Origin of the sequence: uncultured Cloacibacillus sp., from assembly GCF_963926575.1 — a bacterium.
Classification (GTDB): Bacteria; Synergistota; Synergistia; order Synergistales; family Synergistaceae; genus Caccocola; species Caccocola faecigallinarum.
In genome coordinates this window covers 782,296-804,050 of the sequence record NZ_CAWUXW010000003.1, presented here as the reverse complement: position 1 = coordinate 804,050, position 21,755 = coordinate 782,296, and the positions used below count along the sequence as shown (strand labels likewise).

The window sequence follows — 21,755 nt, the reverse complement described above, 5'->3', positions numbered from 1 at the left end:
GATGATTAAAGAGGCGATAGTAAAGCTTTCGAAGAAAGAGGACCTGACCTTTGCGGAGGCGCGCGAGGTCATGAACGAGATAATGAACGGGCAGGCGAGCGGCGTGCAGATGGCGGCCTACCTCACGGCGCTCTCGCTGAAGGGCGAGACGACGGACGAGATAACCGCCTCGGCGGTCGGCATGCGCGAGCACTGCATCAGGCTGCTGCACGACGTAGACGCGCTCGAAATAGTCGGCACGGGCGGAGACCACGCGAACTCCTTCAACATCTCGACGACGGCGGCGCTCGTCACGGCGGCGGGCGGCGTCGCGGTTGCGAAGCACGGAAACCGCGCCGCCTCGTCGAAGTGCGGAGCCGCGGACGTGCTCGAGGCGCTCGGCGTGAACATCACGATTTCGCCGGAACGCAGCGCGCAGCTGCTGAAGGAGATAAACATCTGCTTCCTCTTCGCGCAGAACTACCACATCGCGATGAAATACGTTGCGCCTGTGCGCCGCGAGCTCGGCATCAGGACGGTATTCAACATCCTCGGCCCGCTCTCGAACCCCGCGGGCGCGAAGCGCGAGCTGATGGGCGTCTACGACGAGACGCTCGTCGAGCCGCTCGCGCACGTCATGTCGCGCCTCGGCGTCTCGCGCGGCATGGTCGTCTTCGGACAGGACAGCCTCGATGAAATTTCTATGAGCGCACCGACGACGGTATGCGAGATTCGCGACGGCTGGTTCCAGTCCTACGAGCTTACGCCCGAGCGTTTCGGCTACGAGCGCTGCGCGAAGTCCGAGCTCGTCGGCGGCACGCCCGCCGAGAACGCGGAGATAACGCGCGCGATACTCGGCGGCGCGGATCGCGGGCCGAAGCGCAGCGCCGTATGCCTCAACGCCGGTGCCGCGCTCTACATCGGCGGCAAGGCCGACAGCCTCGAAGCGGGCGTCCGCTCCGCGGAGGAGATAATCGACTCCGGCGCGGCGGCTCGCAAGCTCGAAGAATTTATAAAAGAGAGCAATAAATGAACATCTTAGAGAAAATAGCAGAAAGAACTAAAATCCGCGTCGCGGAGGATAAAAAGCGCGCGCCGCTCGCGGATGTGCGCCGCGCCGCGGAAGAGGCGGCGAAGGCTAGAGCTCCGCGCGCCTTCGAGAACGCGCTGCGCGGCGGCGACGTTTCGTTCATCTGCGAGGTGAAGCGTGCCTCGCCGTCGAAGGGGCTCATCGCTGAGGATTTCCCCTACCTCGACATCGCGCGCGGCTACGAGGCGGCGGGCGCGGCCGCGATATCGTGCCTGACGGAGCCCTTCTGGTTCAGGGGCAGCGACGAATATCTGCGCGAGATAGCGCACGAGGCGCGCATCCCCGTGCTGCGCAAGGATTTCACGGTTGACGAGTACATGATATACTCTGCCTCGGTGCTCGGGGCCTCCGCCGTGCTGCTTATAGTTTCGCTGACTGACGGCGCTGCGTTGCGCGACTATATAGCCCTCGCGCACGAGCTGAATCTCTCGGCGCTCGTCGAAGTCCACGACGAGGCGGAGACGGAGCTGGCGCTCGGCGCGGGCGCGCGCATCGTCGGCGTCAACAACCGCGACCTGAAAACCTTCAAGGTGGATATGAACGTAAGCCTGCGGCTGCGCCCGCTCGTCCCGCGCGAAATAGTCTTCGTCTCCGAGAGCGGAGTGAACGGCCCCGAGGATATAGAAAAGCTGCGCCGTTGCGGCGCGGACGCCGTGCTCGTCGGCGAGCGGCTGATGCGAGCGGCGGACAAGCGCGCGGCGCTCGACGAACTGAGAGGACGGCGCGATGACTAAAATAAAAATCTGCGGCCTCTCGCGCGAGTGCGATATAGATTTCGTCAACGAAACGAAACCGGACTATGCAGGATTCGTCGTGAACTTCCCGAAGAGCCGCAGGAACGTCTCCCCCGACAGGGCGCGCGAGCTCGCTCTGCGGCTGTCGCCTGAAATTACGCCCGTCGGCGTCTTTGTGGACGAGCGGCCCGAGGTTATAGCGGAGCTCGTAAGCTGCGGCACAATCCGCGCGGCGCAGCTCCACGGCTCCGAGGATGAGGAATATATAAAAAATCTGCGCGCGCTCTGCCGCTGCGAGATTATTCAGGCCTTCCGCGTGAAGGACGAAGAGGGCGTGCGGCGCGCCGCGCAAAGCTCCGCGGATTACGTCCTGCTCGACGGCGGGCAGGGCGAGGGGCGGCGCTTCGACTGGAAGCTCGCGGAAAATTTCCCGCGCCCCTGCTTCATAGCGGGCGGCCTCGGCGCGGAGAACGCCGCGGAGGTTATGGAAAAGCTGCGCCCCTTCGCGCTCGACATGAGCAGCGGGGTGGAGACGGACGGATTTAAGGACTTGGAAAAAATCAGAGCGGCTGTCGCCGCCGTCAGGAGGTTTTCATAGATGAGCAGAGGAAGGTTCGGCGAACACGGCGGGCAGTACATTCCCGAGACGCTGATGAACGCCGTCATCGAGCTTGAAGAGGCTTACAATAGGTACAAGGACGACGCGGATTTCCGGAGCGAGCTCGCTGCATTGCTTAACGACTACGCGGGCAGGCCGTCGCGGCTCTACTTCGCGAAGCGCATGACGGAGGACTTGGGCGGCGCTAAGATATATCTCAAGCGCGAGGACCTGAACCACACCGGCGCGCACAAGATAAACAACGTGCTCGGGCAGGCGCTCCTCGCGAAGCGCATGGGAAAGACGCGCCTCATCGCCGAGACCGGCGCGGGGCAGCACGGCGTCGCGACGGCGACGGCGGCGGCGCTTTTCGGCATGGAGTGCGAAGTCTTCATGGGGCGCGAGGACATCGAGCGCCAGGCGCTCAACGTCTACCGCATGAGACTGCTCGGCTCGACCGTCCATTCCGTCGAGAGCGGCACCGGGACGCTGAAGGACGCCGTCAGCGAGACGATGCGCGAGTGGACGCGCCGCATCGCCGACACGCATTACGTCCTCGGCTCGTGCATGGGGCCGCACCCCTTCCCGACGATAGTGCGCGACTTCCAGGCTGTCATATCGAAGGAGATAAAAGAGCAGCTTGCGCAGGCCGAGGGCAGGCTGCCCGACGCCGTGCTCGCCTGCGTCGGCGGCGGCTCGAACGCCATCGGGACCTTCTACAACTTCATCGGGGCCCCGTCCGTGAAGCTCATCGGCTGCGAGGCGGCTGGGCGCGGCGTCGACACGCCCGAGACCGCGGCGACGATAGCGACGGGGCGGCTCGGCATCTTCCACGGCATGAAGTCCTACTTCTGTCAGGACGCCTACGGGCAGATCGCGCCGGTCTATTCGATTTCCGCGGGGCTCGACTATCCCGGCATCGGCCCCGAGCACGCCTACCTGCACGACACGGGCCGCGCCGAGTACGTCCCCGTCACCGACGACGAATCAGTCGAGGCCTTCGAGTATCTCGCGCGCACGGAGGGCATAATCCCCGCAATCGAGAGCGCGCACGCCGTCGCGCACGCGATGAAGATCGCGCCGCAGATGGGAAGGGACAAAATAATCGTCGTCTGTCTCTCGGGACGCGGCGACAAGGACTGCGCGGCGATAGCGCGGTACAGAGGAGAGGATTTGCATGAGTAACATCAGACGCGCCTTTGAAAAGGGCAAAGCCTTTATACCATTCATCACCTGCGGAGACCCGAGCCTCGCCGTAACGGAGGAGCTCGCCTGCGCGATGGCGGAGGCCGGAGCCGACCTCATAGAGCTCGGCATACCCTTCTCCGACCCGACCGCGGAGGGGCCGGTCATCCAGGCCGCGAACGTCCGCGCGCTGCGCGGCGGCGCGACGACCGACAAGATACTCGAGACTGCGCGCCGCATCCGCGCGCGCGTGGATACGCCGCTCGCCTTCATGACCTACGCGAACGTCGTCTATTCCTACGGCATAGAGCGCTTCGCCGAAGCCGCGGCCTCGGCGGGCGTCGACGGCCTCATACTGCCAGACGTGCCGTTTGAGGAGAAGGAAGAGTTCGCCGTCCCGTGCCGCAGGCACGGCGTCGAGGTCGTCTCTCTGATTGCGCCGACCTCGCACGAGCGCATAGCGACGATAGCGCGCGAAGCCGAGGGCTTCGTCTACTGCGTTTCGTCGCTCGGCGTTACGGGCGTGCGCGGCGCGATAACGACGGACGTCGGCGCGATGGTGCGCCTCGTCAAGCGCGAGAAAGACATCCCCTGCGCCTTTGGCTTCGGCATATCGACGCCGGAGCAGGCGGCAAAGATGGCCTCGCAGTCCGACGGCGCGATAGTCGGCAGCGCGATAGTCAAGCTCTGCGAAAAGTACGGCGAGGAGTGCGTGCCGCAGGTCGCGCAGTACGTGCGCGAGATGGCGGAGGCCGTACACGGCGCGTAAATTTTTCGCGCGAGGAACAAAACGACGCGGCGGACGGGGCTTTTCGGCTTCGTCCGCTTTTTTGCGCTGACGCCGCACTGTAATCTTTATGCTAAAATACCTTTGTTAAGAGAGCGGAAGGAGGCTCGCCCCGCTATGCTCAGCTGCACGAAGATGAACGGAAACGGCAACGACTTCATAATGATTGACAACAGGACGCTCGCATACGGCGCGGAGGAGCTGGCGCGGTTCGCGCGGCTGCTCTGCCGCCGCGGCCTCTCGGTCGGCGCGGACGGGCTGCTCGTCGTCGAGCCGTCTGAACGCGCGGACTTCCGTATGCGCCTCTTCAACAGCGACGGCTCGGAGGGCGAAATGTGCGGCAACGGCGCGCGCTGCATAGCGCGCTACGCTTTCGAGAAGGGAATAGTAAAATCTCCGTCGATGCGCTTCGAGACGCTTGGCGGCGAGGTGTGCGCCTCGGTCGACGGCCGCATGGCCGCGCTCGAGCTCGCGCCGGTATCGCTAGACGGTGTTGAGAGAGGCTGCGTCACTGTCGAGGGCGTCGATTACGAATACACATATATAATAGTAGGCGTGCCGCACACGGTCATATTCGAGGAGAAACGCAGCCGGGCCTTCGCGGACTACGCCCCGCTCGGGCGCGCGATACGCGGACGCGCGGACTTGTTCCCGCGCGGTACGAACGTGAACTTCGCCGTCGCCGCGGACGGCGGCCTCGACGTAATGACATACGAACGCGGCGTCGAGGATATGACGCTCTCGTGCGGGACGGGCTCGACCGCCTCTGCGATCGCCGCGATGCAGCTCGGCCTCTGCGGCGCGGAGGTGCGCGTGACGAACCCGGGCGGCGTGAACGTCGTGAAGCTCGCGCTCTCGGAGGACGGGCGCACGGTTTTCCCGAAGCTCGAAGGCGCGATGCTGATGACCGCGGAGCTTGAGATTCTCCCCGAGGCGCTCTTATAATGAAAAATCATTGCCGCTGGCAAAAGATTTATGGAGGTAGATGCAATGCCTAAACCGTGGTGGCGAGAGACGATAGAGACGGTACTCTGGGCTGTCGTCCTGGCGCTGATACTCCGCACATTCGTAGTGCAGGCTTTCTGGATTCCGAGCGGCTCCATGATACCGACGCTCGAGATAGGCGACAGGGTGCTCGTCCTTAAATTCTGGTACCATCTTCCGAACAACGGCCCGGAGCGCGGCGACATCGCGGTATTCAAATATCCGGTCGACCCGCGGCGCGACTTCGTGAAGCGCGTCATAGGCCTGCCGGGCGACACCGTCGAGATGCGCAACGGCACGGTCTTCGTCAACGGCACGGAGGTCTTCGAGCCCTACGTCAAGAACACAGACAGCTACAACATGGCCCCCGTCAAGGTGCCGGAGGGGCATTATTTCTGCCTCGGCGACAACAGGCCGAACTCGCAGGACGGGCGCTTCTGGGGCTTCGTGCCCGAGAGCTTCATGCGCGGCCCGGCGGTATTCCGATACTGGCCCGTCTCGCGCATAGGATTCATGGAATAGCCGCACGATGCCGCGCACCGTATGGTACCCCGGCCACATGGCGAAGGGGCGGCGTCAGCTCGAGGCGCTCGCCTCGGCGGTCGACCTGCTCATCGAGGTCCGCGACGCGCGCGCGCCGCGGCTGACCTCGTCGCCGATGCTATCGCTCTTCAAAGGGAAAATAGAGACGATGGCGGTGCTTTCAAAGGCCGACCTCGCGGACGAAAAGATTACGAAAGAATGGGCCGCCTACCTTAAAGGCGGCGGGCTTCCCGCGTGGCCGCTTGACCTGCGCAAGGGCGGGGCCGGAAGCGTGCGCGTTGCGCTCGCGAAGAAAAAGCCGTCGTTCCGCGAGCTTCGCGTCGCGGTCGTCGGCACGCCGAACGTCGGCAAGTCCATGCTGATAAACCAACTCGTCGGACGCAAGGCCGCGCGCGTCGGAGGCATCCCTGGCGTCACGAAGGGCGTATCGTGGTTCGGCGGCAACGGATTTTTGCTCGTGGACTCGCCGGGCATCCTCGACCCGCACGCCGACGCGCGCGCGCACCGCATGATTTCGTGGATAGGCTCTTCGCGCAGCCAGGTGATCGGCAGCTTCGAGGAGCACGCGAAGGACTGCATAGAATTCCTCATCAGAAAAAATTTATGGAACGGCGTCGAAAAGCTCTGGGGCATTAGCGCCGAGGGCGCGCCGGTCGAAATTCTCGAACAGGTCGGGCGCAGGCTCGGACGGCTCGCGCAAGGCGGGATGGTCGACATGGAGGGCGCTGGGCGCGCCTTCCTCGACGCGCTCGCGAACGGGCGCTTCGGGCGCATGAGCTTCGAGCGCCCCGGCGACGCGCCGCTCTGGGAGGAGCTGTAGGCGTGCCGCCCTACGTCATAGCGGGGACGGACGAGGCGGGGCGCGGCCCCCTTGCGGGGCCGGTCGTCGCGGCCGCCGCCGTCCTGACAATAGAGCAGCGCGAGCTGCTTTTATCGCTCGGCCTCAACGATTCAAAAAAACTGATAGCTAAAAAACGCGAAAAAATCTTCGCGGCGATGTGCGAAGCGGGCGTCGAATGGCGCGCGCAGGCCGCCTCGCCGCGCGTCATAGACAGGATAAACATCCTCAACGCCTCGCTCTGGTGCATGAAGCGCTCCGTCGAGCGGCTGCGCGTGCGCCCGACCCTCGTGCTTGTCGACGGCAACCGTCTCGTGCCGGGGCTCGCCGTCCGCCAGAAGGCAGTGATAAAGGGCGACTCGCGCGTGCCCGCCATAGCCGCGGCATCGATAGCCGCGAAGGTGCTGCGCGACCGCGTGATGGAATCGCTCGACAAAATTTATCCTCAGTATCAGTTTGCGAAGCACAAGGGCTATCCGAGCGCGCTGCACCGCGCGCTCGTCGCCGAGTACGGGCCATCGCCCGTCCATCGTCTTTCTTTCAGAGGGGCTGGCGGCGATGAGGATTAACGCGAAGGTCATGCGCGCGCTTGAAAAATCCGTCGCGCGCGAAAATTGCGGCGCGTCGCGCGCTGCGGAAAAACCGCGCGAAACGAAGGAACGGCCCGCGCATCTGGCCTTCGGCGCCGCGGCGGAGGAAACGGCGGCGCGTTACCTCGCCGGGCTCGGCTATACGATTCTGCACAGAAACGTCCGCGTCGGCCGCTGCGAGATAGACATAATCGCGCGCGACGGGGACGAGCTCGTCTTCGCCGAGGTGCGCGCGCGCCGCGCGAACCCCGTGGCCGCGCCCGAGGACACCGTCGGCCCGGTCAAGCTTGAAAGGCTTACGCGCGCGGCGGAGCTTTGGACGCAGGACGCGAACTACATGGGCTTCTGGCGCATCGACCTCGTCGCCGTGACGCTGTACGACGGCGGCGAAATGAACATAGAGCTGATTAAGAGCATAACGGAGTCGGTAATATGAGGAACGTCGCGGGACTTACGCTTCGTGGCATGACCGGGGCCGCTGTGGAGGTCGAGGCGGAGATAACGGGCGGAATGCCGGCCTTCGCCGTCGTCGGCCTGCCGGACACGGCGGTCAAGGAGGCGCGCGAGCGCGTGCGCGCGGCGCTGCGTACCGTGAACGTCCTGCTGCGCGGGCGCGTTTCGGTCAACCTCGCCCCGGCAGACCTGCCCAAGGAGGGCGCGATGCTCGACCTGCCGATAGCTGTAGCTCTCGCCGAGAAGGCGGGGCGCGTGCGGACGGAGCGTCCCGCGCTCTACATCGGCGAGCTTGCGCTCGACGGCAGGCTGCGCGGCGTGCGCGGCGCGGTGCCTGCGGCCTTCTTCGCGCGCGAGAACGGCATGGAGCTCTTCGTGCCGCCGGAGAACGCCGCCGAGGTCTCGATAGTCGAGGGCGTCCGCGCGTGGAGCGTGCCGGACCTCCAAAGCCTCGTCATGCACCTGCGCGGCGAGAAATCCCTTGAAACGATAGAAAAACGCGAAATAGAATGCGCGGTGCCGGCCGCTGACCCAGACTTCTCCGAAATTAAGGGGCAGGCCGCGGCGAAGCGCGCGCTCGAAATAGCCGCCGCTGGCCACCACAATATACTGTTCATCGGCTCTCCCGGCTCTGGCAAGACGATGCTCGCGAAGGCGCTGAGGGGCATACTGCCGCCGCTTTCCGACGACGAGCTGATGGAGGTTATGATGCTGCGCAGCACGGCGGGGCTGCCCTTCGTGCTGAGCCGCGAGCGCCCGTTCCGCGCCGTCCATCACACGGCGACGACCGCGGCGATATGCGGCGGCGGCTCGTGGCTGCGCCCCGGCGAGATAAGCCTCGCCTCGCGCGGCGTGCTCTTCCTCGACGAGTTCCCAGAGTTCCAGCGCGACGTGATAGAGGCGCTGCGCCAGCCGCTTGAGGACGGCTCGATAACCGTCAGCCGCGTCTCGGGCAGCGTCACGTATCCCGCGAAGGTGCTCGTCGTCGCGGCATGCAACCCATGTCCCTGCGGCTACGCGGGCGACCCTGAGCAGAAGTGCATATGCAGCGCCGCGTCGCTCGAACGCTACCGCCGCAAGCTCTCGGGGCCGATACTTGACAGAATAGATCTTCACATCCCCGTGCCGCGGCTCACGCCCGAGGAGCTCGTCTCGCTCGGCGAGAGCGGCGGGGAGACGAGCGCGGAGGTGCGCGCGCGCGTAACGGCGGCGCGCGAAATACAGCGCGCGAGGTGGAAGCCCTTCGGCTTCTCATATAATTCAGAAATTCCGGAAAAATTCCTGCGGCGCAACGCGTCGATGAAGCCCGAGGTGCGCGATTTCATACTCGAAACGCTCAAGCGCGTCAAGCTCTCCGGGCGCGGCCTCTCGCGCGTGCTGCGCGTCGCGCGCACGATTGCGGACCTCGAAGCCGCGCCGCGGATAGAGGTGCGCCACGTCGCCGAGGCGGCGGGGTACAGGGAAGGGGAGGCCACGTCGTGGATGAACGGCTGAAATTTCTGCTGCTGCTCAACTACGTCAATGCGAACTCACAGGCGCTCGCGAAATTCGCGGCGCTCGGCGTCCCGTGGCGCGAGCTGTGGAGCCCTTCGAAGATAGACGCCGCTGCGATGTTCTTCACCGAAAAGCAGCTCGCGCGCATACGCAAGGCTGAAGCGCGCGCGTGGGCGGAAAACGAAGCGGAGCGCGCCGCGAAGCTTGGGGCGCGCATAATTACGATAGACGACGAGGATTACCCCGCTCGGCTGCTCGACCTGCGCGACGCGCCGCTCGCGCTCTACGTGCGCGGACGGCTAAGCACCGCGGACAAATGCGTCGCGGTGGTCGGCACGCGCCGCGCGAGCATTTACGGCAAAAACGCCGCGCGCTCGATAGGCGAGGCCTGCGCGCGTTACGGCGTGACGCTCGTCAGCGGCGGAGCCTTCGGCGTGGACTGCGAGTCGCAGTCGGCCTGCGCCGAGGCCTGCGGCACGACCTTCGCCGTGATGGGCACGGGCATCGACGTCGCCTATCCCGCGTCGAACCGCGCGCTCTTTGAAAAAATCTGCGAACGCGGCGCTCTCGTCACGGAATTCCCGATAGGCGCGGGCGGCGACCCGTGGCACTTCCCGCAGCGCAACCGCATAGTCGCGGCGCTTGCGGAAAAGGTCGTAGTCGTCGAAGCGCCGCTGAAAAGCGGCTCCATGATAACGGCGCGGCTCGCGCTCGAGCTCGGGCGCGAGGTATGGGCCGTGCCTGGACGCATCACCGACGCGAACGCGGAGGGGACGAACGCGCTCATCTACGACGGCGCGTATCCGTACATAAACGAAAAGACCTTCTTCTCCGCCTGCGGCGCGCAGGCCGCGGAGGACGAAGGCACGGCGCGTCCCGAGGCGCGCGCGGCGTCGCTCGGCGATGAAGAAAGGAAAATTTTCGACTATCTTGCGGCGAACGGCGAAAAGACGATTGACAATATATCTGTTGCCGTTAAAATGAGCGCCGCTGACATCTTGAAAAACATCACGCTAATGTCCGCGAAAGGGCTCGTCTATATGCCCTCGGCAGGACGCTACGGCGTAAAGGGCAACTTATAAAAGAGAGGTGTGGCTGCGATGGCCGTCAGAAAAAAAGCCGCGGAGGAAGCGGCGGCGACCGGCGAAACAAAAACGAGCGCGGCGAAGAAAGCTCCCGCGAAGAAAACTACGAAGAGCGCCGCTGCGAAAAAGGAAACAGCCGCTAAAAAAGAAACGACGGCGAAAAAGAGCGCGACCAAGCGCGCCGCCGAAAAGACGACGAAGGAAAGCGCGGCGAAAAAAGCTCCGGCTAAGAAGGCCGCGTCGAAAACGTCCGCGAAGCTCCAGAAATTTGCGCAGTACGAGGGAAAGACGCTCGTAATAGTCGAGTCCCCCGCGAAGGCCAAGACGCTCGAAAAGATACTCGGCCCGAAATACCGCGTGCTCGCGAGCATAGGCCACGTGCGCGACCTTCCGAAGGGACGCATGGCGATAGACATCGAGAACAGCTTCGAGCCCGAGTACATACAGGTGCGCGGCAAGGCCGACCTCATAAAGACGCTCAAGGGCGCTTCGTCGGCGAGCGCCGGGACGCTGCTCGCCTCCGACCCCGACCGCGAGGGCGAGGCGATAGCGTGGCACCTCGCGACGCTGCTTGACATCGACACAAATAAACAGTGCCGCATAAGAATGCACGAAATCACGAGCCACGGCGTCAAAAGCGCGATAGCCGAGCCCGACGTGATAAACATGAACCTTGTCGAGGCGCAGCAGGCGCGCCGCGTGCTCGACCGCCTCGTCGGCTACGAGCTCAGCCCGCTGCTCTGGTACAAGGTGCAGCGCGGCCTCTCCGCCGGGCGCGTGCAGTCCGTCGCGCTGCGCATAGTCTGCGAGCGCCAGGAAGAGATAGAGCGCTTCATCCCAGAGGAATACTGGCTGCTCGACGTGGCGGCTTCGAGCCTCGACGCGAAGCGCGGCTACAAGCTCCGCGTGGAAAAATTCGAGGGCAAGCCCGTTACGATAAGCAGCGAGGAGGAGGCGGACAAAGCCGAGGCCGCGATACGCGCGGGACGGCTCGTCGTCGACGACTTCGGAACGAAGGAAAGCAAGCGCCAGCCGAACCCGCCCTTCAAGACCAGCACGCTCCAGCAGGAGGCGTCGCGCCGCTGCGGCTTCGCTCCGCGCCGCACGATGCGCATCGCGCAGGCGCTTTACGAGGGCGTCGAAATTCCGGGCCGCGGCCCGACGGGGCTCATCACCTACATGCGCACCGACAGCCTGCGCCTCGCGCCCGAGGCGCTCGAAGCCTCGCGCTCCTTCATACGCGAGAGCTTCGGCGAGGAATATCTGCCCGCGTCGCCCAACGAGTACACGCCGAAGGGAAAGGCGCAGGACGCGCACGAGGCGATACGCGCGACCGACGCGTCTCTGACGCCCGAGTCCGTGAAGCCATACCTCACGCCCGAGCAGTACAAGCTCTACGAGCTGATATGGAGCCGCTTCATAGCGAGCCAGATGAAGGACGCCGTCGTAGCGCGCACCAGCGTCGTATGCAGCTCTGGCGGCTACCAGATGAAGCAGTCCGGCGTCGTCGTTACCTTCGACGGCTGGGGCCGCGTCTACCCGCTCGGCATCAAGGACGTGACGATAGAGCCCGCCGTCAAGGGCGAGACGCTCAACATAGACGCGATAGAGAAAGAGCAGAAATTCACGCAGCCGCAGCCGCAGTACACAGAGGCCGGCCTCGTCAAGGCGCTCGAAGAAAAGGGCATAGGCCGTCCGTCGACCTACGCGACGATAATAGAGACGCTCTTCGCGCGCGGCTACGTGGACCGCGGCGAGGAGGACAAGCGGCTGAACCCGACGAAGCTCGGGCGGCTCGTCAATAATTTCCTGGTCAAATATTTCCCGACGCTCATCAACGTCGGCTTCACAGCGGAGATGGAGCAGGAGCTCGACCAGGTCGAGTCGGGCGACATCGAGTGGAAGAAGCTCATGGCCGACTTCTGGCACGAGTTCAAGCCCGCCGTCGACGAAGTCGCGGCGCACGGCGAGAGCATGAGGCCCGAGCCGGAGCTCATAGGCGAGCAGTGCCCCGAGTGCGGGCGCGACCTCGTCATAAAGCGCGGGCGCTTCGGCGAGTTCATCGCCTGCACCGGCTATCCGGAGTGCCGCTACACGCGCAAGATAGTCAAGGGCACGGGCATCAAGTGCCCGAAGTGCGGAGAAGGCGAGCTGATACGCCGCAAGGCGACGAAGGGCAAGATGGCGGGGCGCTTCTTCTACGGCTGCAACCGCTACCCCGACTGCGACTACGTGGCGTGGAAGAAGCCCGGCAAGGAAGAGAACGCGCAGAACGCGGGCGAAACGGAGGCGGCGGACGATGCCGGCGATATGTAAGACCGTAACGGTCGCAGGCGGCGGCCTCTCCGGCTCCGAGGCTGCGTGGCAGCTCGCGCGCCGCGGCGTGAAGGTGCGCCTCTACGAGATGCGCCCGAACAAGATGACGCCCGCGCACGAGACGGGGATGCTCGGCGAGCTCGTATGCAGCAACTCGCTCGGCGGCGAAAAGACGACGACCACCGCCGGCATCCTGAAGGCCGAGCTCACGCGCATGGGCAGCCTCATAATGGAATGCGCCGAACGCTCGCGCGTTCCCGCGGGCAACGCGCTCGCCGTAGACCGCGAACGCTTCGCTGCGATGATAGACGAAAAAATTTCAAACCACCCGAACATCGAGCTGGTGCGCGAGGAGCTTACGGAGCTTCCCGAAGAGCCCGCGATCATCGCGACCGGGCCGCTGACGAGCGCGCCGATGGCGGAGAAGCTCGCCTCGCTGACCGGCGAGGAATTTCTCTACTTCTACGACGCGGTCGCGCCGATAGTCGACGTTTCGACCGTCGACATGACGAAGGCCTTCAAGGCCAACCGCTACGGCGACGAGGGCGATTACATCAACTGCCCGATGAACGAAGAGGAATATAAAAATTTCTGGCGCGAGCTCGTGAACGCCGAGACCGCGCCGCGCCACGACTTCGAGGAGGAGCAGATGCGCCACTTCGACGGCTGCCTGCCGGTCGAGGTGATAGCGAAGCGCGGCGAGCAGACGCTGCTCTTCGGCCCGCTGCGCCCCGTCGGCTTCGAGGCGGCGAACGCCGGAGAAACTCCCTACGCCGTCGTGCAGCTGCGGCAGGACAACACAGAAGGGACGCTCTTCAACATCGTCGGCTTCCAGACCAACCTCAAGTGGGGAGAGCAGGAGCGCGTATTCCGCCTCATACCGGCGCTCGAGCACGCGGAGTTCGTGCGCAAGGGCGTGATGCACAGGAACCTCTTCGTCTGCGCGCCGCGCGTGCTCGACGGCTTCCTGCGCTTCAACGGACGCGAGGCGCTCTACATAGCGGGACAGGCCTCCGGCGTCGAGGGCTACCTCGAAAGCACGGCGATGGGGCTCGCAGCGGCGGTCTTCGCCTACGCGCAGCTCGCGGGCGAAGAGATGCCCGAGTTCCCGAAGGAGACCGCCGTCGGCTCGCTGCTGAATTACCTCAAGACCGCGCTGCCCGAGAGCTTCCAGCCGATGAACGTCAACCTCGGCATCTTCCCGCGCCTCGGCAAGAAAAAGATACGCAAGCGCACCGAGCGCTGCGAGGCCTACGCGCGCCGCTCGCTCGAGGCGCTCGACAAATTCATCGAGGAGCGCGCCGCGCTCTTCCGCGCGCAGGATTGACGCCGCGCCGCAAAAACTGCGAGGATTGCAAAGCCGGACGCAAAAGTCCGGCTTTTTCCATTTTCGACCAAAACTATTGACATTTTGCTGAATCTTTTATATTTGACGTTTACTTGCGAATTTTCTTAAAATTTCCCTTGATATTTACAATTTTCATGCTAGAATACCTGTCATGACGGAGAATATTTCTGAATGCATCGAGCTATACATAGACTATCTTCGCTCGCTCGGCAGGTCCGAGAACACGAGGATAAACTACCGTGTAGACCTCCGACATTTCAGAGATTATCTCGAAGGACAGGGCATAACAGACGTCGCACGGATAGACACGAGGGCAGTGAGCATATTTCTCCGCAGCATCCTCGGCGTCGGCGAGGCGAAGACGTCGGCGTCGCGCAGGCTCTCCGCCGTCCGCGGATTTACATCGTGGCTCGCCGAGACGGGAAGGGCGGCGAACGACCCGTCGGCCGGCATGAAGGGGCCGAAGAAGCCCGACGCTCTGCCGCGCGCCATATCGTACACCGACGTCGAAAGGCTTCTGACGCAGGGCCCGGACGAACGCGCGGAGCAATACCGGCGCGACCGGCTCGTGCTCGAGCTGCTTTACGGCGCGGGGCTGCGCGTCTCGGAGCTCATAGGGCTGAAGTGGGAGAACGTAGAGCTTGACGAGCGAATACTGCGCGTCATGGGAAAGGGCTCGAAGGAGCGGATAGCGCCCTTCGGCGTCCCGGCGCAGAAGCTGCTCGAGGAGTGGCGCGACATCACCTGCGTCGACGGCGGCGGGCCGGTGTTCCCGTCGGACAAAAAAGGCGCGGAGCGGCTCACAGTCAGGACGGTAGACAGAATCGTAACGCGCGCAGCGCGCCGCGTCGGGCTCCACGGCGTCACGCCGCACACGCTGCGCCACTGCTACGCGACGCACATGCTTGAGAACGGCGCGCCGCTCAAGGTCGTTCAGGACCTTCTGGGCCACGACAGCATCGCCGCGACGCAGCGCTATCTGAGGATAACGCCGTCGCAGATTAAGAAAAGCTATTTATCTGCTCATCCGCTCGCATCGGCGGACGAGAGTTCGGAAACAGCATAAGAGGCATAAGTCAAGGAGGACGATTTTTTCATGAACACACCGAGGGAACTTTTTGAGAACCGCCCGAAGATAACGGACGAAGCGGCAATGCAGGACCTTCTTGAGAAGACGCGCGTCGTGAGCCGCGTGCTCCAGGCGCGCAAGGACCGCGGCAACCCGGACTATCCGAAGCTCGCGCGCCTCATGTGCGACCTCTCCGCCGCGAACGTCTACATAATCAGCAAGGACGGACGCATACTCGGCTACGCGTGGACGAGCGAGTACGACTGCCAACTGATGGCGGAGATACTCATGAACGGCGCTATGCCCCCCGGATACGTCGATAAGGTCAACCAGATACACGAGTCGGTGCTCAACCACACCGACCACGGCCTCTGCGCCTACGCGGACCAGCCCTGCGCCTACTCGAACAAGCACGTCGTCATGGTGCCCATCAACGGCGCGGGCGACAGGCTCGGGACTCTGATACTCGCGCGCTTCGGCTACCCGTTCGACACGCGCGACCTCGTCCTTGCGGAATATCTCTCGACCGTCGTCGGCCTTGAGATACTCAACGACAGGGGCAAGTCGATAGAGGAACGCGGACGCGAACGCCTCGTCGTTCAGATGGCGATGCGCGCGCTCTCGTACTCCGAGGTCGAGTCCGTGCGCCACATCATAGAAGATTTGGGCGGCCCCGAAGGCGTAGTCGTCGCGAGCAAGGTCGCGGACCGCGTCGGCGTCACGAGGAGCGTCATAGTCAACGCGCTGAGAAAGCTCGGCAGCGCGGGAATCATCGAAAGCCGCAGCCTCGGCATGAAGGGCACCTACATCAAGGTGCTCAGCCCGCTCTTCCTCGAAGAGCTCGGCATAGCGGCAAAATAGCCGGAAGGAGGTCTCGCTGCAATGAAGGCGAGGGTTATGATCGCGGACGACTCCGTCCACATGCGCATGATATTGAAGGACATCCTCGTAAAATGCGGCTACGAGGTGATAGGCGAGGCCGAGGACGGAGCCGAAGCCGTCAAGATGTACAACGAGCTGTTGCCGGACGTCGCGACGATAGACATCAGCATGCCGAAGATGGACGGTATCGCGGCGCTCAAGGCGATAAAGGCGGCGCATCCGAACGCGAAAATCGTCACCGTCGGAGCGATGAACCAGCAGAATCTCGTCATCGAGGCGGTGCGCGCGGGGACGAGCGACTTCTTCCTGAAGCCGTTCCAGTCCGAGCGCGTGGACGAAGCTTTGCAGCGTGCTCTGAAACGCTGAAATACGGCTCAAAACGCCGAAAATATGATAAAATTCGCCTTGTAGCCTGAAAAGGCGGAGTTATAGATTTGTCGGCATTTATCTAACACACATTTTTTGGAGGTCAAAACCACAGATGGCAGAAAAGACGGCTGCAGCGGCGCCTGCGGTAAGCGTGGGAGAAACGGTCAGCGGAACGGTGGAGCACATCGCGCCGTACGGAGCCTTTGTAAGGCTTGAGTCGGGACAGAAGGCGATGGTCCATATTTCCGAGCTCTCCCACAACTACGTGAAGAAGGTCGAGGACGTCCTCGAGCAGGGACAGAAGGTGACGGCGAAGGTCATCAAGATCGACGACAAGGGACGTATCGACCTGTCTATCAAGGCCATGCAGGTGAGAGAAGTGCGCCCGCCGGCACGCCGCGAGGAAGATTTCGAAAAGAAGCTCGCGGGCTTCATGAAGTTCAGCGACGAGAAGATCGCCGACCTGAACAGCAAGAGCAAGGACCCGCGCGGCACGAAGCGCCGCAGCGGCAACAGCTTCTCGGGAAGAAGATAACGTTGGCGGAAGCTGCTGAATTTAAGCCGGAGGGGATTTCTCCTCCGGCTTTTTGGAACGCCCTGAAAGAAGGCGACGCCTCAGCGCTCACCGTGCAGAACAGGGGACGCGCCTTCGGCGAAGCCGACGTCCTCGCCGTCGCGCGGCGCTGCCGCTTCGGCTTCCCGCAGGTCGTCGTCTCCGCGCCGCTCTCGCGCGGCATGAAGCCGTTCCCGACCCTCTTCTGGCTCACCTGCCCGTTCCTCAAACGGCGCTGCGGCGAGCTCGAATCCATGCAGAAAATAGCGGAGCTTGAAAAGCTCTTCGCCTCAATGCCCGACGACGTGGCTCGCTACCACGCGGATTATGCGGCGCTGCGCCTGTCGCTGATACCCGACGGCGCGAAGCTCGCGCTCGAACGCGAAAATCCCGCGAAGTTCGCCGTTCTCGCCGAAAGCGGCGTCGGCGGCATAAACTACTCCGGCGGCTGCTGCGCGCCGAAGTGCCTGCACCTCCAGACGGCCGCGTGGCTCGGCATGGGCCGCCATCCCGCAGCGGCGTGGCTCGAAGCCGAGATAGGCCCGCTGGAATGCTCCTCGGGCTCCTGCTCAGCCTTCAACTGACGAATTTTCCTGAATTTTATCCGGCGCGGCGCGCTCCACGCGCATCTGTATCTCGGTGAGGAACTCCTCCTCGAGCATCGTGTCCCTGTTGTCTATCTCGTAGAGCTCGAACGGCTCGCCCGCGGCGCGAAATCCCCTCGCCGCCGCGCAGCCCGCGAGCTCGCGCAGCCGCGCGGCGTTCTGCGCGTAGCCGCCGCGATAGAAGTACGAGAGATATTCTCCCGCAGGCAGCGTGAAGCCGCCGGCGCACGGCTCGTCGAGGACGAAGAAGACGGAGTCGTAGACGTTCGCACGCCCCTCGGCGAGAGCTTCTGATGAGAAGAACGCCCCTATCGTCTGATTGCCGAGGTCGCGTATCTTGTCCGCGTGCTTCATGTGGAGCTTCTTTATAACGAAGTCCATCTCCTCGTCGCGCGTTATGCGCTCGCTTATCCTGACGCAGCTTCGCTCCGGCAGAGTCTTGACCGTCGCCTCGCCCGCCTTTATCGTCCGCGCCGCGGAGAGCACGGCGATGCGTTCCTCTATCAGCTCTTTTTTCTGCGCGAGCTCACGCAGCCGCTCCGACAGTATGCCGCTCTCGCGCCGCAGAAGCGCGAGCGTCTTTCCTACGTTCTGCCCGTCAAGGTACTCCTTAGCCTGCGCGACGGAAAAGTCGAGCGCCATCAGGTCGCGCAGTACGCTCAGCTTGTATATGTCCTTGAGGCCGTAGAGGCGGTAGCCGTTCTCGCCGCGCTTCGGCGTTATGATGCCCGCGCGCTCGTAATAGCGCAGCGAGTCCGCGCCTATGCCGTAGAGCTTTGAGATTTCGCTGATTTTATAATAATCCTTCATCTTCTCGCCCTCCGCAGAAATTCTTCGCTTGACCTTAGTATTATGCCAGAGTTTATATTATCCTCACAGGGGGTAGTTAAGATGTTCATGACGAACATAGCCCGAATTTCAAAAGCTCTGCGCGCTTACGCGGCGTCGGTGTCGCTGCGCCAGGTCGCATTCATCGTGGTGGGGACGGCGATATCGTCCTTCGGAGTCTACAACATCCACCAGCAGTCCGGCATAACGGAGGGCGGCGTCATCGGCCTCATCCTGCTTGCGAACCGCTGGCTCGGCCTCTCGCCGTCGATAGCGACGCCCGTGCTCGACGCGGCATGCTATCTCTTCGCCTTCAGGTTCCTCGGCGGACGCTTCCTCTGCCTCTCCGTCGCGAGCACGGCGAGCCTCACGGTGCTCTTCCGTATATGGGAACAGTTCCCGCCGCTTCTCCCGAACCTCTCCGGCTCGCCGCTTATCGCCGCTCTGCTCGGCGGCCTCTTCGTAGGCACCGGCGTCGGCTTCGTCATACGCGGCGGCGGTTCGTGCGGCGGCGACGACGCGCTCGCGCTCACGATAGCTCACCTGACGAAATGGCGCATCGCGCGCGCGTACCTGCTGACCGACATCACGGTGCTCGTGCTCTCGCTCTCGTACATTCCCGTGAGCCGCATCGTCTTCTCGCTCGTCACGGTCACAGTCTCGTCGTTCCTGATAGACTTCATACAGAGCCGCGGCGCCTGCCGCGAGGGAGCTGAGGCGTAACGCGCACGTTAAAGGAAATTTAACAAAAATCCGCAGAAGCTTGCAAAAAAACTTTAAGGTGTTAGAATACCTTCGCCCAGTGCGCGCGCGCATCGGGCGAAAAAATTTTTTTATCGGGAGCGGGTAAAATGCTGCTGTTCAGAGGACGGGCCAGGTCGATTCACCAGAATAAAAACAGCCGGCGCAAATACACCATCAACATGTGCAGCGGGCGCATAATGCCCAAAATGCTGCTCTTCGCCATTCCCGTAATGCTCACGAGCATTCTGCAGCTGCTCTTCAACGCCGCGGACATCATAGTAGTGGGCCGCTTCGCGGGGGACAATTCGCTCGCCGCCGTCGGCTCGAACTCGTCTCTGATAGGGCTCATGACGAACCTCTTCGTCGGCATCTCGATAGGTACGAACGTCCTCGTCTCGCGCTACTTCGGCTCGAAGAACGACGAAGGGATATCCAAGGCCGTCTCGACCTCGATACTCGTCGCTATTTTCAGCGGAATATTCCTCACGATACTTGGCGTCGTATTCGCGCGCAAAATTCTCATCCTCATGCACACGCCCGCCGAGGTTCTCGGCCTCGCGACGCTCTACCTAGTCATATACTTCTTCGGCATGACGCCGATGATGATCTATAACTTCGGCGCGGCGGTGCTGCGCGCGAGCGGCGACACGCGGCGGCCTCTCTTCTATCTTTCTGTCGCCGGCGTCATCAACGTGATACTCAACCTCTTTTTCGTAATCTATCTGCACCTCGACGTCGCGGGCGTCGCTATAGCGACCGTCATATCGCAATGCGTCTCCGCGGCGCTCGTGCTGCGCTGCCTCTCGCGCGAAACGGGGCCGATGCGCCTCACGCTGAATGGCGCGCGCATAGACCTCGAAAACCTGCTGAAGATACTGCGCATAGGCATCCCCGCCGGCCTTCAGGGCGTCCTCTTCTCGTTCTCGAACGTCGTCATACAGTCGTCGATAAACACCTTCGGCGCGACGGTCATGGCGGGCAGCAGCGCTTCCGACAACATAGAGACCTTTGTGTACTTCTCGATGGAGGCCTTCTATCAGGCGACGATATCCTTCACAAGCCAGAACATGGGCGCGGGCAAGGTCGACCGCGTTTACAAAGTGCTCAAGACAGGCATGATATGCAGCGTCGTCACGGGAATAGCCTTCGGCCTGGCCGTCGTCCTGTTCAGCCATCAGCTGCTCGGAATATACACGACGAGCGAAGCCGTCAAGACGGTCGGCATCGAAAGGCTGCGCATCATCATCCTGACATACGGCCTCTGCGGCCTCATGGAGGTCACGGGCGGCGTAATGCGCGGCATCGGCTACTCCGTGCTCCCGACCGTAGTCACGCTCCTCGGCGTCTGCGTCTTCCGCGTCATCTGGGTCGTCGGCCTGCTCTCGATCCCGGCCTTCCACTCGGTCATAACCGTCTACGTCTCGTACCCAGTCTCCTGGGCGCTGACCTTCGGCGCGCACCTCGCCTGCTTCCTCTGGGTCAAAAAGCACGTGCTGTCGAAGTATCAGGCGAAGGCCGCGTAAATAGAAGAATATCGGAATATAAAGGCAGAAGCCGCGCCGCACGGGATTTCATGCAGCGCGGCTTTTTCTTTTTATTATGCTTCAGGTACTTGCCGCGGAGGCGCCAGTATTATATAATCCGACGTAGTTCCGATATTTTGAGATTTATCTTTGCGAGGAGGTTGGTGCCGTGCTGTTTGGGAGAAGAAACGTGTCGGCCGGTCTCTTTGTCAGTAATAGGTCTTATGTTTATCTGGCGCTTGAAGGCGAGGGCGGGAGCGCGAAGGTTTCTGCTTCGTCGGCTGGAGCTTTGCCTGAGTCCGTCGCATGCGGAGCTTCGCTTTTTTCTGCTTCCGCTAAAGAGCTGAAAGACATATTTCGTTTTGTCTCCGATACGGCGAAGCCGGCGCGGGGCGGCTTGAATTTCGCTGTTCCGATGAACGCGTCGTTGCTGCGCGTCGCGTCGATGCCCGGGCTTACCCGCGACGAGGCGCGGAAGGCGTTCCGGTATGAGGTGGAGCGTCATTTCCCGTTTAACGCGGAGGACTGCGTCTTCGACCTTGACGAAATAGATTACCCTCTCGGCGGCGGCTCCTGTGAGCGCCGCTTTGTCGTATCCGCAGCGCGTCGCGCTCAGGCCGAGGCTGTATATGGTGCGGCGCGGGCGTGTGGGCTGAGGTTTGCGGCGATGGAGCCGGAGCAGGTCGCGCTCGAGCGCGCGGCGGCTTCTGAGCTTGGGCGTGTGGACGGGCGCGTTTATGTCTACGCCGGAGAGGAAAATCTGCTGGTTCTCTTTTCGTGGCGCGGCAAGGGGATTTTTTACAGGAACAGTCCCGTCTCCACGAAGGACGCGCCGGGCGCTCTCGACGACGCGGCCGCTGCGCTGGCGGACGAAGTGCGCGGTTCTGTGGAGTTCGGCCTTTCGCGCAACGACGGCTTCAGTTTCGACGAGCTTTGCCTTTTCGGCCCTTGCGCGTCGGGACGTTTGAGGGCCGCGCTTGAGGATTGTTTTCCGGAGCGGACCGTGAAAGCTATTTTCCCGGAGCGGCGTTTCGGTCTGGATTTCCCGCACGAAGAGGGATGGACGGCGGCGCTCGGTCTCGCCCTCAGAGGATATGACTGTCAGGCTTGATCTCAGGCCGGACCGTCTCGACGGCGAGGAGGAGCTTGCTGCAAAGC

At 62.9% G+C, this 21,755-nt stretch carries 23 protein-coding genes; 22 read left to right on the top strand and 1 reads right to left on the bottom strand.

Features of this window, described 5'->3' with window-relative positions:
- Window position 1 precedes the first annotated feature (1 nt).
- The 19 genes from trpD to ABGT66_RS08860 all read left to right on the top strand — a co-directional run bounded on the left by trpD (window position 2) and on the right by ABGT66_RS08860 (window position 17,481).
- Window positions 2-1,012, top strand: a complete 1,011-nt coding sequence (gene trpD / locus ABGT66_RS08950) for an anthranilate phosphoribosyltransferase (RefSeq protein ID WP_346690247.1) — start codon at window positions 2-4, stop codon at window positions 1,010-1,012.
- Window positions 1,009-1,803 carry an indole-3-glycerol phosphate synthase TrpC gene (gene trpC / locus ABGT66_RS08945; RefSeq protein WP_346690245.1) on the top strand — a complete coding sequence of 265 codons (795 nt, stop codon included), beginning with the start codon at window positions 1,009-1,011 and terminating at the stop codon, window positions 1,801-1,803. Before trpD ends, trpC begins: the two co-directional genes overlap by 4 nt.
- Window positions 1,796-2,401 (top strand): phosphoribosylanthranilate isomerase, encoded by a 606-nt coding sequence (locus tag ABGT66_RS08940; protein ID WP_346690243.1) that lies wholly within the window; start codon window positions 1,796-1,798, stop codon window positions 2,399-2,401. Before trpC ends, ABGT66_RS08940 begins: the two co-directional genes overlap by 8 nt.
- On the top strand, window positions 2,402-3,586 hold the full coding sequence (gene trpB / locus ABGT66_RS08935) for a tryptophan synthase subunit beta (protein WP_346690241.1): 1,185 nt from the start codon (window positions 2,402-2,404) through the stop codon (window positions 3,584-3,586). It abuts the gene before it with no gap.
- Window positions 3,579-4,355, top strand: coding sequence for a tryptophan synthase subunit alpha (gene trpA, locus ABGT66_RS08930; RefSeq protein ID WP_346690239.1), 777 nt, complete (start codon window positions 3,579-3,581; stop codon window positions 4,353-4,355). Before trpB ends, trpA begins: the two co-directional genes overlap by 8 nt.
- Before the next feature lie 135 nt (window positions 4,356-4,490).
- A complete protein-coding gene (dapF, locus tag ABGT66_RS08925) occupies window positions 4,491-5,318 on the top strand; it encodes a diaminopimelate epimerase (protein WP_346690237.1) in 828 nt (275 codons plus the stop codon).
- A gap of 45 nt (window positions 5,319-5,363) precedes the next feature.
- Window positions 5,364-5,879 carry a signal peptidase I gene (gene lepB / locus ABGT66_RS08920; RefSeq protein WP_303147428.1) on the top strand — a complete coding sequence of 172 codons (516 nt, stop codon included), beginning with the start codon at window positions 5,364-5,366 and terminating at the stop codon, window positions 5,877-5,879.
- 7 nt (window positions 5,880-5,886) lie between these two features.
- The gene (locus ABGT66_RS08915) at window positions 5,887-6,720 is read left to right on the top strand and encodes a GTPase (protein ID WP_346690236.1); all 834 of its coding nucleotides are present in this window, start codon (window positions 5,887-5,889) and stop codon (window positions 6,718-6,720) included.
- A gap of 2 nt (window positions 6,721-6,722) precedes the next feature.
- Complete coding sequence (locus tag ABGT66_RS08910) at window positions 6,723-7,307, top strand: ribonuclease HII (RefSeq protein ID WP_346690234.1); 585 nt, start codon at window positions 6,723-6,725, stop codon at window positions 7,305-7,307.
- Window positions 7,297-7,764, top strand: a complete 468-nt coding sequence (locus ABGT66_RS08905) for a YraN family protein (RefSeq protein WP_346690232.1) — start codon at window positions 7,297-7,299, stop codon at window positions 7,762-7,764. Before ABGT66_RS08910 ends, ABGT66_RS08905 begins: the two co-directional genes overlap by 11 nt.
- Window positions 7,761-9,275: a YifB family Mg chelatase-like AAA ATPase gene (locus ABGT66_RS08900; protein WP_346690230.1), complete on the top strand. Its 1,515-nt coding sequence runs from the start codon at window positions 7,761-7,763 to the stop codon at window positions 9,273-9,275. The genes ABGT66_RS08905 and ABGT66_RS08900 overlap by 4 nt, the downstream gene beginning before the upstream one ends.
- Window positions 9,260-10,357 (top strand): DNA-processing protein DprA, encoded by a 1,098-nt coding sequence (dprA, locus tag ABGT66_RS08895; protein ID WP_346690228.1) that lies wholly within the window; start codon window positions 9,260-9,262, stop codon window positions 10,355-10,357. The genes ABGT66_RS08900 and dprA overlap by 16 nt, the downstream gene beginning before the upstream one ends.
- A gap of 18 nt (window positions 10,358-10,375) precedes the next feature.
- Window positions 10,376-12,676 carry a type I DNA topoisomerase gene (gene topA, locus ABGT66_RS08890; protein ID WP_346690227.1) on the top strand — a complete coding sequence of 767 codons (2,301 nt, stop codon included), beginning with the start codon at window positions 10,376-10,378 and terminating at the stop codon, window positions 12,674-12,676.
- Window positions 12,660-14,003 (top strand): methylenetetrahydrofolate--tRNA-(uracil(54)-C(5))-methyltransferase (FADH(2)-oxidizing) TrmFO, encoded by a 1,344-nt coding sequence (gene trmFO, locus ABGT66_RS08885; RefSeq protein WP_346690225.1) that lies wholly within the window; start codon window positions 12,660-12,662, stop codon window positions 14,001-14,003. The genes topA and trmFO overlap by 17 nt, the downstream gene beginning before the upstream one ends.
- A 172-nt stretch (window positions 14,004-14,175) precedes the next feature.
- Window positions 14,176-15,090, top strand: a complete 915-nt coding sequence (locus ABGT66_RS08880; RefSeq protein ID WP_346690223.1) for a tyrosine-type recombinase/integrase — start codon at window positions 14,176-14,178, stop codon at window positions 15,088-15,090.
- A gap of 30 nt (window positions 15,091-15,120) precedes the next feature.
- On the top strand, window positions 15,121-15,954 hold the full coding sequence (gene codY / locus ABGT66_RS08875) for a GTP-sensing pleiotropic transcriptional regulator CodY (RefSeq protein WP_346690221.1): 834 nt from the start codon (window positions 15,121-15,123) through the stop codon (window positions 15,952-15,954).
- 21 nt (window positions 15,955-15,975) lie between these two features.
- Window positions 15,976-16,341 carry a response regulator gene (locus ABGT66_RS08870; RefSeq protein WP_294193002.1) on the top strand — a complete coding sequence of 122 codons (366 nt, stop codon included), beginning with the start codon at window positions 15,976-15,978 and terminating at the stop codon, window positions 16,339-16,341.
- Between the two features lie 115 nt (window positions 16,342-16,456).
- Entirely contained in the window at window positions 16,457-16,879 is a 423-nt protein-coding gene (locus tag ABGT66_RS08865) for a S1 RNA-binding domain-containing protein (protein ID WP_294193004.1), read from the top strand.
- Between the two features lie 2 nt (window positions 16,880-16,881).
- Complete coding sequence (locus ABGT66_RS08860; RefSeq protein WP_346690218.1) at window positions 16,882-17,481, top strand: DUF501 domain-containing protein; 600 nt, start codon at window positions 16,882-16,884, stop codon at window positions 17,479-17,481.
- Here the strand turns inward: ABGT66_RS08860 and ABGT66_RS08855 are convergent.
- Entirely contained in the window at window positions 17,467-18,312 is an 846-nt protein-coding gene (locus tag ABGT66_RS08855; RefSeq protein ID WP_346690217.1) for a MerR family transcriptional regulator, read from the bottom strand. The two genes, ABGT66_RS08860 and ABGT66_RS08855, sit on opposite strands and share 15 nt — an antisense overlap.
- An 81-nt stretch (window positions 18,313-18,393) precedes the next feature.
- On the opposite strand from ABGT66_RS08855, the gene ABGT66_RS08850 reads away from it, so the two are divergent.
- The 3 genes from ABGT66_RS08850 (at window position 18,394) to ABGT66_RS08840 (ending at window position 21,708) form a co-directional block, all read left to right on the top strand.
- Complete coding sequence (locus ABGT66_RS08850) at window positions 18,394-19,053, top strand: YitT family protein (protein ID WP_346690215.1); 660 nt, start codon at window positions 18,394-18,396, stop codon at window positions 19,051-19,053.
- Between the two features lie 128 nt (window positions 19,054-19,181).
- The gene (locus ABGT66_RS08845; protein WP_346690214.1) at window positions 19,182-20,597 is read left to right on the top strand and encodes an MATE family efflux transporter; all 1,416 of its coding nucleotides are present in this window, start codon (window positions 19,182-19,184) and stop codon (window positions 20,595-20,597) included.
- A gap of 415 nt (window positions 20,598-21,012) precedes the next feature.
- Window positions 21,013-21,708, top strand: a complete 696-nt coding sequence (locus ABGT66_RS08840) for a hypothetical protein (protein ID WP_346690213.1) — start codon at window positions 21,013-21,015, stop codon at window positions 21,706-21,708.
- Window positions 21,709-21,755 lie beyond the last annotated feature (47 nt).